The organism is Streptomyces sp. NPDC006512, from assembly GCF_040611935.1.
Classification (GTDB): domain Bacteria; phylum Actinomycetota; class Actinomycetes; order Streptomycetales; family Streptomycetaceae; genus Streptomyces.
The window spans coordinates 173,606-188,030 of record NZ_JBEXPG010000004.1 but is presented as its reverse complement, the minus strand read 5'-3'; the positions used below and the strand labels follow the sequence as shown (position 1 = coordinate 188,030).

Sequence of the window (14,425 nt, the reverse complement as noted above, 5' to 3'; positions counted from 1 at the left end):
CGCGCGCGTCCCGGCACAGGAGGATCCCGCCACCGGGACCACGGTCCGGCCGGCGGCCCGGACCAGGACCGGAGTCCTGGTCCGGGACCCGACCGCAGGACGGTGGCGGGGGTCCGGGCCGGTGCCAGAATGGATCCACGGAGTCCGCCCGCGGACGGGCCCGGCACCGGCCGGGCGGAGCGGGCCGGGGGAGGACCGGGAAGATGAGCACGCGCGCCGGCGGGCCGGCATGGACGCGCAACGACGCCCTGGTGGCGGTCGGGGCCGCCGCGGGAGACCTGTTGGGCTTCTCCGTCGGCAACCAGTTCGAGGGCAACCCGATCGAGGTCACCGCGGCGTTCGCCCTGCTCCTCGCGGGCATGTCCCTGATCGCCCGGCACCGCCACCCGGTCCTGGTGTTCACGGCCGTACTGGCCCTCGGCGTGGTCGTGAACACGGCCGGTCCGGTCGCACCGCACTTCGGGCTCGCCCTGATCATCGCCCTGTACACGCTGGCCCGGAGCTGCCGGCCCGCCGTGGTCGCCGCGGCGGCCCTCGCCGCGGTGCCGATGCCCTCCGTCGGACAGGGCGGCATGCTGCTCCCCGGCGGCTGGGGCGTCGCCGCCAACGCGGTCGCCGCGCTGCTCGTCGTCGTGGCGGCCCTGGTCATGAACCACCGGGAGCGGGAGGCGGAGGCCGACCGCGAACGGCTCGCCGACCGGGCCGTCGCCGAGGAACGCCGCCGCATCGCCCGGGAGCTGCACGACATCGTCGCCCACCACATCACCACCATGCAGCTGATGGCCGGCGGAGCCCGGGCCAACCTCGCGCACGATCCGGGGGCGGCCCGCGAGGCGCTGGTCATCCTGGAGGGCTCGGGGCGGATGGCCCTGGCCGAAATGCGCCAGCTGCTCGACGTCCTGAGGGCCGGTGAGGAACCCGAGGCGACCCCGCCCGCCCCGCAGCCCGGGGCCGAGGACCTCGGACGGATCGTCACGGAGGCCCGGCTGGCGGGCATGGACACCGAGTTCACCGTCGACGGAACGGTGCGTGAGCTGCCGCCGACCGTCGGCCTCACCGTGTTCCGCGTCGTGCAGGAGGCCCTGACCAACGCCCGCAAGCACGCCGGTGACGCCCGGGCCCGGGTCCGGCTGACGTACCGCGCGGACGAGGTCGCCGTAGAGGTCAGCGACGACGGAACGGGCGGCGGGCAGGGCGGCGTTCCCGGCCGGCGCACGGCGGCCGCACGGCCCCCGGGGCGCGGCGGGTACGGTCTGATCGGAATGCGTGAACGCGTCGCCCTGCAGGGCGGCACCCTGGAGGCCGCCCCGCTGGAGGCGGGCGGCTTCCGGGTCGCGGCCCGGCTCCCGGTGGCACCGGGAGCGGGCGCCGCCGAGCGAGAGGAACACCGCCGATGATCCGCGTGCTCATCGCCGACGACCAGCCGCTGGTGCGGCGCGGTCTGGCCCTGATCCTGGCCCCGGATCCGGACGTCGAGGTCGTCGGCGAGGCCGGCGACGGCGCCGAGGCCGTCGAGATGGCCCTGCGGCTGGACCCGGACGTGGTGGTCATGGACATCCGGATGCCGGTGCTCGACGGGGTGGGGGCGACCGAACGGCTGGCCGCCCTGCGGCCCGGCGCCCGCGTGCTGGCCCTGAGCACCTTCGACATGGACGAGTACGTGGTCGCCGCCCTGCGCGCGGGAGCCTCCGGCTTCCTGCCCAAGGACATCTCCCCGGAGGAGCTGATCGCGGCCGTCCGAACCGTCCACGCGGGCGAGGCCGCCGTCGCCCCGCGGCTCCTCACCCGGCTCATCTCCGCCTACGTGCGTTCCTCCCCGCGCGAGCGCCGGCCCGCCCCGGCCGCGCCCGCCGCGCTCACCCCCCGCGAGCTGGAGATCTGGCGCCTGCTCGCCGGCGGACTCGACAACGCGGAGATAGCCGCCGACCTGGACATCAGCGTCTCCACGGTCAAGAACCACATCACCGGCATCTTCGGCAAGCTGGGCGTCCGCGACCGCGCGCAGGCGGTCATCGCGGCCTACGAGTCGGGGCTGGTCGAGGCCGAACGGAGGACCACTTGATCACCAAGTGCCCGCAGAGGACCCGAATCCGCCCGGCGCCCGAACCGCTGACCAGCGAGAACACTGGATGATTCGCCCGTGCGGACGAGGGGGTGCGCATGGCACAGTGCCAGGAGCACAACCGCCGTACCAGGGAGCCTCCATGCGCGATCCGCACCCCATGCCGTCGGTACTCGTGGCCGTGCCCGAGGGCCGGACCCGGCCGGGCCCGCTGCCCGACTGCCCGGAGTGCGCGGCCGCCCCGGAGCGGATCTCCTGGCGCCAACGGCCCGGCCGACCCGTCGTCCTCGTCTTCGAGCCCTGCGGACACCGCGCCACCTCACCGGCGCCCCCCGTCCTCGCGGTCACCCCGCCGCCCCCGCTGACGGGGTGACACGGAGCGGCCGGTCACGCGGGGTCCCCTGCTCCGGGGGGCGGTCCGGCCCTCGTATCGTGTACCCGAGCCGCTCACCGGCGCGGCAGGAGACGGAGACCCCTGATGGACGTGCAGCACTTCGAGCGGATCACCGCGTTCATCGAGGCGCGGCTCACCCCGCTGTTCGACGCGGAGACCGGAAGTGAGCGCGGCTTCGCGATGGACGACACCTCCCGGGCCCTGCGCGCCCTGCGCAACAGCGTGCTCGAGGCGTCCGCGGTGAAGGGGCTGATCGAGAAGCGGGCCACCGCCGACCAGCGCATGCGCAACGTCATCGACCAGTCGGTGGAGCACCACTGGGACGTGCTGCGCGGCATCGCCCGGCAGTGGGAGGACCACGCCGACTTCCGGCGGGAGTTCAAGCGGCACGCGTGGGAGCTCGAAGGGGAGTCCGCCCCCGCGCCGGCCGGAGCCTGACCCGCGGGCGGGCCCCCGGCCGCTACCGGCTGGGGGCGCCGCCGATCAGGTACTCGACCCGGCGCCGCAGTCCGCTCCAGCGCCGGTCGTGCCGGTAGGCCCGCCGCATCGTCCGGGCCCGCGTCTTCGGCCTCGTCCGGTAGAAGCGCCGGGCCCACGGGGACACGGGCCGGGCCAGCCGGACCGCCGCGAACAGGGCGATCACCGGAACCACCGCCCCCAGCACGGCCATCCGGGGCTTGCCCTTGAAGAGGGCCACCACGGCCAGCAGCAGGTTGAGCACCACCGTGGACACCAGGGTCATGCGACTCTGTTCCTCGTCCGGAGTCAGCCCGTCGACGCCGAGCGGCAGGAACCCGCAGAGCAGCAGCGAGGCGAGGGCCGTGGTCATGATGACCACCTCGACGCTGACCGTGCCCTCCTTGCTCCAGTAGACGTCGCTCAGGTGCAGGATCAGCGCGAACTCGTCGAGTACGAGACCGGTCCCCATCCCGAACAGCACCGCCGACAGCGCGGCCCCCCAGCCCGTGCGGCCGCCCCCGATCGCCGTGAACCCGCCGACGGTCATGAGCACCACCCCGGGAACGGCGTGGTGGACGTGCAGGCCGCCGGGCGTCACGTTGCGGAAGGGACCCTTGCCCGCCCGGATCATCCGGGTGATGACCCGGGTGACGGCGAAGGTGACGACGAACGCGGACAGCGCCAGGAGCAGCGGCAGCTTGCCCGGTTCGAGGATGTTGCGGTACCACCACGCGCCCATGCCGTCACCCTCCCGGAGAAGCCACCCGACCGCATCGCGGAAGCCGCCGTTCCGGGTGTCGCGGGGGCGGCGCCGTCGCCCGCGCCTACGACGGGATCCGGTCCGGATCCTCCTCGCGGTCCGCCTCCTCCCGGGCGGCCCGGCGGCGCAGCGCGTCCTCGTCGGTCCCGGCGTCGTACGAGATCAGCTTGGGCAGCAGCGCCGCCAGTACGGCCACCGAGGCTACGCAGGCGAGACCGCCGCTCCAGAACGCCGGCCGGGTTCCGGTCCAGCCGGCCATGGTGCCCGCCCGGACCTGGCCGAGCTGCGGCCCGACGCTGTACGAGAGCACCTCGATCCCGGCGAGCCGCCCGCGCAGCTCCTCGGGGATCGTCTGGTTCCAGATGGTGGCCCGGCCCAGCCCGCTCAGCATGTCGCCGGCGCCCGCCACCGCGAGGCACAGCAGGACGAGCCAGATCCCGGAGAACCATCCGGCGGCCGCGATCGCCAGTCCCCAAGCGGCGGCGCCGAAGACCACGAGCAGCCCGTGCCGCCGCACCCGCGACACCCAGCCGCTGGTCATGCCCAGCACCAGGGAGCCCACCGCGCCGGCCGCGTACATCAGGCCCAGCGCCCACACCGCGTCGAGCTCGTCGGCGAGGAAGGGGAGGATCGCGTTGGGGAAGGCGAAGAACATCGCCGCCAGGTCCACGGCGTACGTGCCCAGCAGCACCGGCCGGCTCCACGCGTACCGCGCGCCCTCCCCGATCGCCCGCAGCGACGGCCGCACGGCGCCTCCCGCCGGCGGCGCCGGCCGCAGCCGCGCGCACAGCAGCACCGATACCAGGAAGCCCGAGACCGTGACCGCGTACGCGCAGGCGTACCCGGCCCAGGCCACGACCACACCGGCCAGCGCGGGACCGGCGATCGCTCCGAACTGGTACCGGAGCCCGTTGAGGGCGGCAGCGGCGGACAGCTGGTCGTGCGGCACGATCCGCGCCATCAACGAGTCCAGCGCCGGCCGCTGGAGCCCGGTCAGCGCCGACACCCCGGCCGCCACCACGTACAGCGGCCACAGCAGCGGCTCCGGCAGCAGCGCGTTGACCAGCAGGAGCAGCGCCAGCAGACCGAGTCCGGCCTCGGTCAGCAGGATCAGCCGGCGCCGGTCGACCGCATCGGCCAGGGCGCCCCCGTACAGCCCGCAGACCACCAGCGGAACCAGCTCCACCGCACCCATGGCACCGACCGCCAGCGGCGAGCCGGTCAGGTGCTTGATCTGGAGCGGCAGCGCGATCATCGCCATGAACGAACCGAAGAAGGTGACGGTCCCCTGGTAGAAGAGGAGCCGGAAGTCGCGGCTGGACCGCCAGGGGGCGAGATCCGGCAGCACGGCGGTCAAACGGGAGGTACTCACGACGTGCCATCGTCCGTGTCCGGGCCCGCGCGGGCAACGCGTTTTCTCCCCGGACGGGCGAAATCGGTCACCGGCGCGTGGCAGGGCCCGTCCGCCGTGGCACCCATGGACCATGCCGACGGTGTCCCCGCTCCTGCGTACGGCCGCCTCCTACGCCTGGCGCCTGCTCGTCGTCGGCGCCGCCGTGTACGCGGTCTTCGCCGTGCTGGGCCGCTTCCACGAGATCGGCGTGGCGCTCTTCCTCGGTCTCGTCCTGACCGCGCTGCTGGGCCCGCCCACCCGCCGCCTCACGCGCTTCCTGCCGCGCTCCCTCGCCGTCGCGGCCACCCTGGCCGGTACCGCGGTGCTCGTCCTCGGCGTGTTCGCGCTGGTGGGGGAGGCGGTGGCCGGGGAGAGCACCACCTTGGCACGGGAGTTCCGCGACGGCCTCGACAGCATCGAGGAGTGGCTGGAGAAGCCGCCGTTCCGCCTGGATCCCGAGGCGCTGTCCGACGTCCAGTCCAAGATCGGCGCCTACCTCTCCAGCCACCGCTCGACCCTGCTCAGCACCGCCGTCAGCGGGGCGGGGCACGTCGTGCAGGTGCTGACGGTGCTGGCCCTCGCCGTGTTCTCCTCGGTGCTCTTCCTGCACGGCGGGGACCGGCAGTGGTCGTGGTTCTGCGCGCAGCTGCCCGAACCGGCGCGCGAGCGGGTGGGGGTCGCCGGGCGCGCGGCCTGGCGCACCTTCACCGGGTACACCCACGGGATCGTGCTGGTCGCCGCGACGAACGCGGTGCTCGTCGGGCTGGCGCTGTACTTCCTCGGGGTCCCCCTGGCCGTGCCGCTCGCGCTGCTGGAGTTCTTCGCCGCGTTCGTGCCCCTCGTCGGCTCACCGGTCGCGCTGGGCGTCGCCGCGGTGGTCGCGCTGGCGGCGAAGGGGCCGGTCGTCGCGGCCCTGGTGGTCGCGCTGATCGTGGTCATCGGCCAGATCGAGGGGCACCTGCTGCACCCGCTGGTGATGAGCCGGGCGGTACGGCTGCATCCGCTGGTGGTCGCGGTCTCCGTGGTGGCGGGGGCCATCGCCGCCGGGGTGGTCGGCGCGGTGGTCGCCGTACCGCTGGTCTCGGTGGTCTGGTCGGTCCGTACGGCCCTGCGCGCGCACGCCGCCCTCACCCCGGCCGCCCCGCCCGGGCCGGCCGGCTGACCGGGGACCGGCCCGCGCGCGCGGGGGCGGAGGACTCCCTACCGTAAGACGTGGAGGTGGTCGCGATGGCAGAGCACGCCGGCGGACCGGAGGCGCGCGAGCTGGAGGACGGCCGGCTGCTCAAGGAGCTGGAAACCATCCACCGCACGCGCCACGAGACGCTCCTGTACGGGTCGGACGACGCGCTGGCCACGCACACGCAGCGGCTCAAGGAGCTGGAGGACGAGTACGTGCGCCGTCACCCGCAGCGCACACCCACCGCTGGCCGCACCCGCTCGGGAGCCCGCGCCCGCTCGGCGGGGGAGGACTGACCGGAAAACTGGTCCGCCCCGCGAATGCGCGGGGCGGCAGTCGGCTTTTGCCCGGCGCGGCGCCCCTCAAACCCGGGCGCCACCGAAGAACGGACGCGGCGCCCCGCGGCGGGCACAGAGCTCCGTGACCACGTCCTCGCGCAGCGCGCCGTAGGCACCGTCGTCGACCAGCAGCGCCTCCCCGGATCCGGGGAGGCGTTCGACGTGTCCCACGGTGACGACGGGCAGCCCGAACCTGGGCACTACTGAGGCATCTTTGCATCAAGTGAGACAGCTTTGTATCATTCGAGGCGATGGGGGCTCATCAAGGTGAACGGAGAAGGCTCACCGGACGCCGCCTCCACCGCCCGGGTCCGCCCCGGGTGCCCCGCCGACCCGTGCACCACACCGAACGGAAACCCATGCGCACCCCCACGCCGGACCCGCGTCGCTGGATCGTCCTGGCGATCCTCTCCGGCAGCCTCCTGCTGATCTCGATGGACACCACGATCCTCAACGTGGCCTTCCCCTCGCTCGTCGGCGACCTCCAGCCCGGCGCCGTCCAGCAGCTGTGGATCATCGACGTCTACGCGCTCGCCCTGTCCGGACTGCTGGTCACCGCCGGCGCCCTCGGCGACCGCTGGGGCCGCAAGCGGCTGCTCATGGCGGGCTTCGGCATCTTCTCCGCGGCCTCGCTGATCGCCGTGCTCTCCACCGAGGCCTGGCACGTCATCGCGGCCCGCGCCCTGCTCGGCATCGGCGGCGCGGCCATCATGCCGTCCACCCTGTCCATCCTGCGCGGCGTCTTCACCGACGCCAAGGAGCGCGCCTTCGCCCTCGCCGTCTGGGCCGCCGTGTTCGGCGGCGGCATGGCCTTCGGCCCCGTCGTCGGCGGCCTCCTCGTCCAGGACTACGGCTGGCACTCCGCCTTCCTCCTCAACCTGCCCGTCGCCGCCGTGATCGTCGCCGCCGGACTGCGCTACCTCCCCGAATCGCGCTCCCCCCGCAGCACCGGCCGCTGGGACTGGTGGGGCGTCGGCCAGTCGATCGTCGGCATGCTCGCCCTCGCGGGCGGCATCAAGCAGCTCGGCAAGAGCGGCGTCGCCGACCCGCTGCCCTGGGCCCTGCTGATCCTCGCCGCCGTCGCGCTCACCGTGTTCGTCCGCCGCCAGCTGCGCCTGGACAACCCCCTGCTCCAGGTGCGGCTGTTCACCAAGCCCGCCTTCAGCGTCGCCGCGACCGCGATCTTCCTGCCGATGGTGGGCATGGGCGCGATCCTGTTCCTGGTCACCCAGTGGTTCCAGTACGGCCAGGGCTACACCCCGCTGGAGGCCGGACTGCGCCTGCTGCCCGCCCCCCTCGCACTGATCTGCGCCTCGATGGTGGCGCCCACGCTCATGCAGCGCTTTCCGATCCGGCACGTCCTCGGCGCCGGACTGCTCGTCCTGGCGGCCGGCATGGCCCTGCCCTGGACCGTCCAGCAGTTCACCGGCCTCGGCTACCCCGCCTTCGCGGCGGCGCTGACCGTGATGGGGCTCGGCGCGGGCATCGCGACCACCGTCGCCTCCGTCACCCTGATCTCCGCCGCGCCCGCCGACGAGGTGTCCAGCGCAGCCGCCATCGAGGAGACCTGCTACGAACTGGGCTCCGCGATGGGCGTCGCCGTCCTCGGCAGCACCGCCGCCGTCCTCTACCGGGACAACCTGCCCGCGCTCGACCTCGACGGTCCCGCCGCGAGCGCGGTGCGGGACTCCGTGGGCGAGGCGGCGCACACCGCCGAGCGGCTCGGCGGCGCCGTCGGCGAGGCCCTGCTGAACACCGCCTCCCAGGCCTACACCCTGGCGATCACCCCGGCGTTCCTCATGGCCGGAGCCCTGGCCCTCGCCGCCGCGGCCACGACCTGGGCGATGATCCCCCGCGACCTGCGGCCCACCGAGGGTCACTGACCCGTCCAGAGGCGCCGGCCCGTCGAGGGGCACCGGCCCCGCCCGGGACCGCTCCCGGCGCCGCCCTCACCGCGGCGCCGGGAGCGGTGTCGTCGGCGGACGGAACGCGGGCGCGGCGGGAGCCGGCCCCAGCGTCGTCGTCCCCGGCGCCGACCGGTGCCCGAGCCCGGTGCGGTAGGCGTCCAGCGCCGCCTCGGTCCGCCCCGTACGCCGCAGCAGATCGCCCAGCAGCCGGCACAGGTCGGCGAGGTCCCCGCCCGCGCCGCTGCGCTCCAGCAGGGCCAGCGCCCGTACGTAGTGCTCCTCGGCCGCCTCCGTCTCCCCGCGCTCCTCCGCGATCAGGCCGAGCAGCCGGTGCGCGCCGCCCGCGTGCACGCTCCCCGGCCCCGCCACCGGGCCGCCGCCCGGCTCCAGCAGCGCCGACACCAGCTCCGCGGCCTCCGCGTACCGGCCCAGCCGCCGCAGCACGTCCGCGAGCTCCACCTCCACCTGTGCCGTGTACAGGGCCGCCCGTTTGGCCGCGAGCATCTCCCGCGCCGTCCGCAGCTCCCGCTCGGCCGACTCCAGCTCCCCGTGCTGCGCCTGGACGTAGCCGCGCATCCAGTGGCAGTGCGCCAGGTCGGTCCGCAGCCGCAGCTGCCGGTAGACCGCCTGCGCCTTCGCGAGGGAGGCGTCCGCGTCGGCCACCCGTCCCTCGGCGAGGAACGTCCGCGCCACCTGCCGGTGCATGCCCGCCACCAGCGCCGGATCCCCGACCTGCGGTGCCAGCGCCAGCGCCAGCTCCGCCGCGTGGGCGGCACGGGCGTGGGCGCCCATGTCGATGTACGGCCCGATCACCGCCGAGTAGAGCAGCAGCAGCGCCTCGGGATCGGCGAAGCCCTCCGCGTTCAGCGCGTCGATCGCCGACTCCAGCAGGTAGCACGCGTACCGCAGTTCCCCCGCCAGCAGGTGGGCCACGGCCCGGCCCCGGACCGGACGGGCCCGGCGCGGCAGCGGTTCGCCCGCCAGCAGCGCCTCCGCCGCCTCGAAGCGGGCGATGGCCTGCGAGAGCGCGCCCGACTCCAGCGCGCAGTCGCCGAGCCCCAGCAGCGCCTCGGCCCGCTCGTCGGCCAGCTCCAGCTCCTCCGCCTCGGCGAGCAGCCGCCGGAAGTGGGCGGCGGCCTCCTCGGCGGACCCGGTGGCCAGGGTCCGCTGGGCATCGGTCAGGGCCAGCCGCAGCTCGGTCGCCAGCCGGGCCGGACGCCCGGTGGTCAGTTCCTCGTACGAGGTGCCGAGCCGCCCGGCCAGGAAGCGCAGGGCGGTCTCGGAAGGCCGGACCTTGCCCGCCTCCAGGGTCGACACGTACGCCGGAGTGTACGAGGGCTCCGCCAACTGCCGCTGGGTCAGCCCGCGTTCGCCGCGCAGCCGCTGCACCCGGCGCCCGATCTCGGCCGGTTCGTCCATGAAAACCCCCTGCTGTGGAGCGTGTTGTGCGCGCCCACCAGTATTCAGCCGGGGCGGACCATTGCGCACGCCCCGTGCGCCACCTAATTTAAGCAACCGATTCACTCGAATTAACTCCCTTCTTAACTCCCTCTCCCCGTGGAGGACTTGATGAGACGTTCCGTCCGTCCGGCCCTGCGCGCGGCCCTCGCGGCCGCCTGCGCGAGCGCCGTCCTGCTCAGCGCCCCGGTGCCCGCGACGGCCGCCGGCCCGCCGCGGCCCGGGCGCGTCGAGGTCGAGATACCCGGGCCCGAACACGGCGGCGAGGCCGGATCGGGCCACGTGCTCGTGCCCGCGGCCGGACCGGCGAAGGCCTCCCCCCGCCCCTCCGCGTCGGCGCGGACGGCCGACGGCAAGGTCACCAAGGTGATCGACAACGGCCCCACCGCCGACCGCCTGGACGTGGTCGTCGTCGGCGACGGCTACACCGCCGACGAGCTCGCGCGGTTCCACGCCGACGCCCGGGCGAAATGGGCCGAGGTCGAAGCCGTCGAGCCCTACGCCACCTACCGCACCCTCTTCAACCTGTGGACCGTGGACGCCGTGTCCGTCCAGTCCGGGGTCTCCGGCGACCCCGACCCCGGCACGGTCCGTGACACCGCGCTCGGCAGCCGCTTCTGGTGCGAGGACATCGAGCGGCTGCTCTGCGTCGACCAGCCCAAGGTGGACGCGTACGTGGCCCGGGCGCCCGAGGCGGACCTGGTCATCGTCCTCGCCAACAGCGCCAAGTACGGCGGAGCCGGCTACAACGAGCCCAGCGCCGCCCTCGGGTACGAAGGCATCTCCACCGCCTCCGCGGGCCACCCCAAGTCCGGTCAGGTCGCCATCCACGAGACCGGCCACTCCCTCGGCAAGCTCGCCGACGAGTACTTCTACCCCGGCGTCCCCGACTACGAGAAGTACACGGGCCCCGAGCCCGCCGACCCCAACACCTCCACGCTCGACGCCGAAGGGATGGCGGCCCAGCGGACCAAGTGGTACCGCTGGCTCGGTGAGACCTCCCCCGACGGCGGCACGGTCGCCGCGTACGAAGGTGCCGGCTACTACGCCACCGGACTCCGACGCCCCACCGACAACTCCCTGATGAGGGTCCTCGGCAAACCCTTCAACCTGCCCGGGGTCGAAGCGATGATCGCCGGCTTCCACCGGCACGCGAACGTCGTCACCCCGCTCACCCCCACCGACCGCACCCTGCGCCTGCGCCACACCGCGCGGGCCGCCGTACCCGCCCTGGCCGCCGCCGACGGCCGCCGGATCGAGGTCCGCTGGTACCTCGACGGCCGGGAACTGAAGCGGTTCGAGGGCCGGACCGAGGTCCGGGTCGCCGAACTGTGGCTCTTCGACCTGCGCGGGCACCGGTTGTCCGTGACGGCGCGGGACCGCACGGACTCCGTACGCGACCCCGCGATCGCGAAGACCCTGAGCTCCACCGCGACCTGGAACGTACGCCTCTGACCCGCGCGGAGCGTCAGGCGCCGGCCGCGTACCGCCAGAAGTCGCGCATCAGGGCGGGCGGGGTCGGCCCGGACATTTCGAGCTGGGTCAGCAGGATCGTGACGGCCCCGGTGGACGGGACGACGTGCGCGGCCGTACCCGTTCCGCCGACCCAGCCGTAGCGCCCGGGCACGTTCCACGGATCGCGCCGCTCGACGTCGACGGAGCCGCCGTACCCCCAGCCCTGGCCCTCCAGGAACAGCTCGCCGCCCGCCCGCTGGGCCGGCGTCAGATGGTCGGTGGTCATCTGCCGCACCGAGTCCGGCGAGAGCAGCACCCGCCCGTCGTCGGCCGTACCCCCGGCGAGCAGCATCCGCCCGAAGGCGTACCAGTCGTCGGCGGTGGACACCAGCCCGCCCCCGCCCGCCGGGAACGCCGGCGGACGGCTCCACTGCCCGCCGGGGGCGTCGACCAGTTCCGCCGGACCGCCCCGCGGCCCGGCGCGGTAGTAGCCCGTGAACCGGCCCAGCCGGTCCCCGGTGACCTCGAACCCGGTGTCGGCCATCCCGAGCGGACCGAAGATCCGCTCGGCCAGGAACTCCGGCAACGACCGTCCCGAGACCCGTGCGACCAGCACGCCGAGGATGTCGGAGCAGGTGTGGTAGAGCCAGGCCTCGCCCGGCTGGTGGAGCAGCGGGATCCGGGCCAGCGCCGCCATCCACTCGTCCGGCGGCGCGACGTGCTGCGGCTGGGGCGGGCCCTGCTTCAGCTCGCTGAACAGCAGGCCGACCGCGGGCAGCGAGAAGTCCGACGGGAACCCGTACCCGGCCCGGAAGGTGAGCAGGTCCTCGACGGTGATGGGGCGCACGGCCGGTACCACGTCGTCCACCGGGGACGACGGCGTGCGGACGACCACCGGCGACGCCAGCTCGGGCAGCCACCGCCGCACCGGGGCGTCCAGCGCCATCCGGCCCTCCTCGACCAGCATCATGGCCGCCGCGGCCGTCACCGGCTTGGTCAGCGAGGCGATCCGGAAGAGCGAGTCCCGTGCCATCGGGGTCCCGCCGCCGGCCTCGGCGCGGCCGGCCGCCACGCACTCGGCCCGGCCGTCCCGGGCCACCAGCGCCACCGCGCCCGGCAGCACCCCGCCGCCGGTGTGCGTCTCCAGCACCTCGCGCAGTCCCGTCATCGGATCACCTTCCGTCGGAGTCGTGGAACGCGGGCAGGGAATCCCACAGGGCGCAGTGGTGTGCGGCCGTCGCGTCCACCGGCCGGATGCCGCCCGGGCCCGGAGCCAGGGACAGCACGGACGCGGGCCCGGGGGAGGAGACGGAGGGGAGGCGGGGCCACCGGGGGCCGGAGGAAGCCCCGTTCGGCGATCCGGTGCGGGCGAAGCGGGTCCAGTACTCCGCCATCCGCTCGGACAGGGCCTGTTGGGGCGGGGCCAGGGGCACGATCCCGAAGAGGTAGGGGAGTTCGAAGCCGTGGGCCGCGCCGTAGGGGAAACTCACGGGCTCCGGCAGTCCCAGGAAGTTCGGGGCGTCACGGTCGTCGAACCGGTAGCCGTACGTGGGCACGTGACGGGCCAGCGCCCGGCCGTCGCGCAGCGCGGGGCAGGTGAACGAGGCGTCGGACAGCGCGGCGGCCCACGCCAGCGCGGCCGTCGGGTACCGGGCCGCCGGGTACGCCGCCCCGACGGCCGGAGCCGACGGCCCGAAGGAGGCCAGGAGCCGCTCCCGGTAGGTCCGTTCATCGGCCACCGGATGAGCCGCCAGGGTCTGCGCGAGGAAGAGCCGCATCTCGTCGAGGTTCGTGCCCTGTACCACCGGTACCCGGTGGAAGCGCCCCGACTCCAGGGCCCGCCGCGGAGCCTCGGGCAGCGTCCGGTTCCCGTAGGAGAGCAGGGAGAACCGCTCCATCAGCCCGGGCGTCGCCAGCCGGGCCGGTGCCAGGCCGCGCAGGCAGTCGAGGACGGCGTCCGGCGGCCGGGCCCCGCACCCCAGCGCGTCCGCCGCCGCGACACCCGCCGCGACCGTGCGCGCCTCAGGGACGAAGGGCTCGTAGGTGCCGAGCGTCGGCAGCAGCGCGTACGGGGGCATCGTCGTCGAGCAGGACCCGCTCTGCGCGATCGCCCGCCGGAACAGCCCGGCCGAGGCGGGCGAGACGAGGTGCGCGCAGACGCCGAGCCCGCCCGCCGACTCCCCGAACACGGTGACCCGGTCCGGGTCGCCGCCGAAGCGGCCCGCGTTCGCCCGGACCCAGCGCAGGGCGGCCTGCTGGTCGGCGAGCGCGAAGTTCGGGGCGCCGGCGAGGGCGGGATGCCCGAACAGGCCGAAGACGCCGAGCCGGTAGTTGACCGTGACGACCACCGCGCCGCCCCGTACCGTCAGCGGACCGGGCCGGTACGCGGCACCCGCGCCGTTCTGGAAGCCGCCCCCGTGGAACCACACCATGACCGGCCGGTCCCGCCCGGCCCGCGCGGGGCCCGCCGGGGCGGTGACGTTCAGGAACAGGCAGTCCTCCGACCCGGTCGGCACCGGCGGCCGCAGGGGCGGGAGTTGCACGCACACCGGGCCCGGCGCCCCGGCGTCGAGCACGTCCGCCCTGTGCGGCGCGGGCCGCGGCGGCCGCCAGCGCAGCGGGCCGGTCGGCGGAGCGGCGTACGGGATCCCCTCGAAGGTGTCGTACGAGCCGTGCGCGCGCCCTCGTACGGGGCCCTCGGCGGTCTCCACGACGGGGTGCTCCGCGCCCCCGCCCCGGGCGGCGGCGGGTCCGGCCGCGGCGGCGCCGAGCAGGAACGCGGCGGCGAGCAGCGCGGCGGGCAGCCCGCGGCGCTGCGCCCCGGCCGGCCGGCGGGCCAGGGGTGGCCGGAGGGTCCCGGGCGGTCGGACGGTTCCGGGCTGCGGCATGACCGGCCCCCCTTCTGAGCGAGTGCCCGGCCCACTGTGGCGCGGCCGCCGCCCCCGGGCCCGCGTCACGGGCGGCGTGTCCGGCCCGGCCCCGGCGGGCCCCCCGTTTGCCCGCCCCGAATGGCGCAGTGCGG

General features: G+C 75.0%; 14 protein-coding genes. 8 read left to right on the top strand and 6 right to left on the bottom strand.

All coding sequences use genetic code 11. From position 1 onward, the window contains the following. The first annotated feature begins 203 nt into the window (after window positions 1-203). The 4 genes from ABZZ17_RS04655 (at window position 204) to ABZZ17_RS04640 (ending at window position 2,894) form a co-directional block, all read left to right on the top strand. Window positions 204-1,397: a sensor histidine kinase gene (locus ABZZ17_RS04655; protein ID WP_356871952.1), complete on the top strand. Its 1,194-nt coding sequence runs from the start codon at window positions 204-206 to the stop codon at window positions 1,395-1,397. Further along, a complete protein-coding gene (locus tag ABZZ17_RS04650) occupies window positions 1,394-2,062 on the top strand; it encodes a response regulator transcription factor (protein ID WP_356871950.1) in 669 nt (222 codons plus the stop codon). The genes ABZZ17_RS04655 and ABZZ17_RS04650 overlap by 4 nt, the downstream gene beginning before the upstream one ends. A gap of 142 nt (window positions 2,063-2,204) precedes the next feature. Further along, window positions 2,205-2,435: a hypothetical protein gene (locus ABZZ17_RS04645; protein WP_356871948.1), complete on the top strand. Its 231-nt coding sequence runs from the start codon at window positions 2,205-2,207 to the stop codon at window positions 2,433-2,435. 105 nt (window positions 2,436-2,540) lie between these two features. Next, window positions 2,541-2,894, top strand: a complete 354-nt coding sequence (locus ABZZ17_RS04640) for a hypothetical protein (protein WP_356871945.1) — start codon at window positions 2,541-2,543, stop codon at window positions 2,892-2,894. A 22-nt stretch (window positions 2,895-2,916) separates the two neighbouring features. Here ABZZ17_RS04640 and ABZZ17_RS04635 read toward each other — a convergent pair whose 3' ends face one another. Beyond that, the gene (locus ABZZ17_RS04635; RefSeq protein WP_356871943.1) at window positions 2,917-3,654 is read right to left on the bottom strand and encodes a hypothetical protein; all 738 of its coding nucleotides are present in this window, start codon (window positions 3,652-3,654) and stop codon (window positions 2,917-2,919) included. Window positions 3,655-3,739: 85 nt separating this feature from the next. Further along, entirely contained in the window at window positions 3,740-5,047 is a 1,308-nt protein-coding gene (locus ABZZ17_RS04630; RefSeq protein WP_356871941.1) for an MFS transporter, read from the bottom strand. 112 nt (window positions 5,048-5,159) lie between these two features. Between ABZZ17_RS04630 and ABZZ17_RS04625 the strand changes: the two genes are divergently transcribed. Together ABZZ17_RS04625 and ABZZ17_RS04620 are read left to right on the top strand one after the other, a co-directional pair. Continuing rightward, window positions 5,160-6,230, top strand: a complete 1,071-nt coding sequence (locus tag ABZZ17_RS04625; protein ID WP_356871939.1) for an AI-2E family transporter — start codon at window positions 5,160-5,162, stop codon at window positions 6,228-6,230. A gap of 65 nt (window positions 6,231-6,295) precedes the next feature. Continuing rightward, window positions 6,296-6,541, top strand: coding sequence for a DUF6158 family protein (locus tag ABZZ17_RS04620; protein ID WP_356871937.1), 246 nt, complete (start codon window positions 6,296-6,298; stop codon window positions 6,539-6,541). Between the two features lie 66 nt (window positions 6,542-6,607). Here the strand turns inward: ABZZ17_RS04620 and ABZZ17_RS04615 are convergent, their stop codons facing one another. Further along, on the bottom strand, window positions 6,608-6,784 hold the full coding sequence (locus tag ABZZ17_RS04615; protein WP_356871935.1) for a hypothetical protein: 177 nt from the start codon (window positions 6,782-6,784) through the stop codon (window positions 6,608-6,610). A 158-nt stretch (window positions 6,785-6,942) separates the two neighbouring features. On the opposite strand from ABZZ17_RS04615, the gene ABZZ17_RS04610 reads away from it, so the two are divergent. Beyond that, entirely contained in the window at window positions 6,943-8,466 is a 1,524-nt protein-coding gene (locus tag ABZZ17_RS04610; RefSeq protein WP_356871933.1) for an MFS transporter, read from the top strand. A gap of 66 nt (window positions 8,467-8,532) precedes the next feature. Here the strand turns inward: ABZZ17_RS04610 and ABZZ17_RS04605 are convergent, their stop codons facing one another. Further along, window positions 8,533-9,909 carry a helix-turn-helix transcriptional regulator gene (locus ABZZ17_RS04605; RefSeq protein ID WP_356871931.1) on the bottom strand — a complete coding sequence of 459 codons (1,377 nt, stop codon included), beginning with the start codon at window positions 9,907-9,909 and terminating at the stop codon, window positions 8,533-8,535. A 150-nt stretch (window positions 9,910-10,059) separates the two neighbouring features. On the opposite strand from ABZZ17_RS04605, the gene ABZZ17_RS04600 reads away from it, so the two are divergent. Beyond that, window positions 10,060-11,403 carry a M64 family metallopeptidase gene (locus ABZZ17_RS04600; protein ID WP_356871929.1) on the top strand — a complete coding sequence of 448 codons (1,344 nt, stop codon included), beginning with the start codon at window positions 10,060-10,062 and terminating at the stop codon, window positions 11,401-11,403. Between the two features lie 13 nt (window positions 11,404-11,416). Here the strand turns inward: ABZZ17_RS04600 and ABZZ17_RS04595 are convergent, their stop codons facing one another. Together ABZZ17_RS04595 and ABZZ17_RS04590 are read right to left on the bottom strand one after the other, a co-directional pair. Beyond that, window positions 11,417-12,571: a serine hydrolase domain-containing protein gene (locus ABZZ17_RS04595; RefSeq protein WP_356871927.1), complete on the bottom strand. Its 1,155-nt coding sequence runs from the start codon at window positions 12,569-12,571 to the stop codon at window positions 11,417-11,419. 4 nt (window positions 12,572-12,575) lie between these two features. Then, the gene (locus ABZZ17_RS04590; protein WP_356871925.1) at window positions 12,576-14,291 is read right to left on the bottom strand and encodes a carboxylesterase family protein; all 1,716 of its coding nucleotides are present in this window, start codon (window positions 14,289-14,291) and stop codon (window positions 12,576-12,578) included. Window positions 14,292-14,425 lie beyond the last annotated feature (134 nt).

Excerpts from the sequence above, each read along its gene's own strand:
- ABZZ17_RS04590 (WP_356871925.1), bottom strand. The coding sequence starts at position 14,291 with ATGCCGCAGCCCGGAACCGTCCGACCGCCCGGGACCCTCCGGCCACCC.
- ABZZ17_RS04610 (WP_356871933.1), top strand. The coding sequence starts at position 6,943 with ATGCGCACCCCCACGCCGGACCCGCGTCGCTGGATCGTCCTGGCGATC.
- ABZZ17_RS04620 (WP_356871937.1), top strand. The coding sequence starts at position 6,296 with ATGGCAGAGCACGCCGGCGGACCGGAGGCGCGCGAGCTGGAGGACGGC.
- ABZZ17_RS04655 (WP_356871952.1), top strand. The coding sequence starts at position 204 with ATGAGCACGCGCGCCGGCGGGCCGGCATGGACGCGCAACGACGCCCTG.
- ABZZ17_RS04640 (WP_356871945.1), top strand. The coding sequence starts at position 2,541 with ATGGACGTGCAGCACTTCGAGCGGATCACCGCGTTCATCGAGGCGCGG.
- ABZZ17_RS04600 (WP_356871929.1), top strand. The coding sequence starts at position 10,060 with ATGAGACGTTCCGTCCGTCCGGCCCTGCGCGCGGCCCTCGCGGCCGCC.
- ABZZ17_RS04595 (WP_356871927.1), bottom strand. The coding sequence starts at position 12,571 with ATGACGGGACTGCGCGAGGTGCTGGAGACGCACACCGGCGGCGGGGTG.
- ABZZ17_RS04645 (WP_356871948.1), top strand. The coding sequence starts at position 2,205 with ATGCGCGATCCGCACCCCATGCCGTCGGTACTCGTGGCCGTGCCCGAG.
- ABZZ17_RS04635 (WP_356871943.1), bottom strand. The coding sequence starts at position 3,654 with ATGGGCGCGTGGTGGTACCGCAACATCCTCGAACCGGGCAAGCTGCCG.
- ABZZ17_RS04605 (WP_356871931.1), bottom strand. The coding sequence starts at position 9,909 with ATGGACGAACCGGCCGAGATCGGGCGCCGGGTGCAGCGGCTGCGCGGC.
- ABZZ17_RS04625 (WP_356871939.1), top strand. The coding sequence starts at position 5,160 with ATGCCGACGGTGTCCCCGCTCCTGCGTACGGCCGCCTCCTACGCCTGG.
- ABZZ17_RS04650 (WP_356871950.1), top strand. The coding sequence starts at position 1,394 with ATGATCCGCGTGCTCATCGCCGACGACCAGCCGCTGGTGCGGCGCGGT.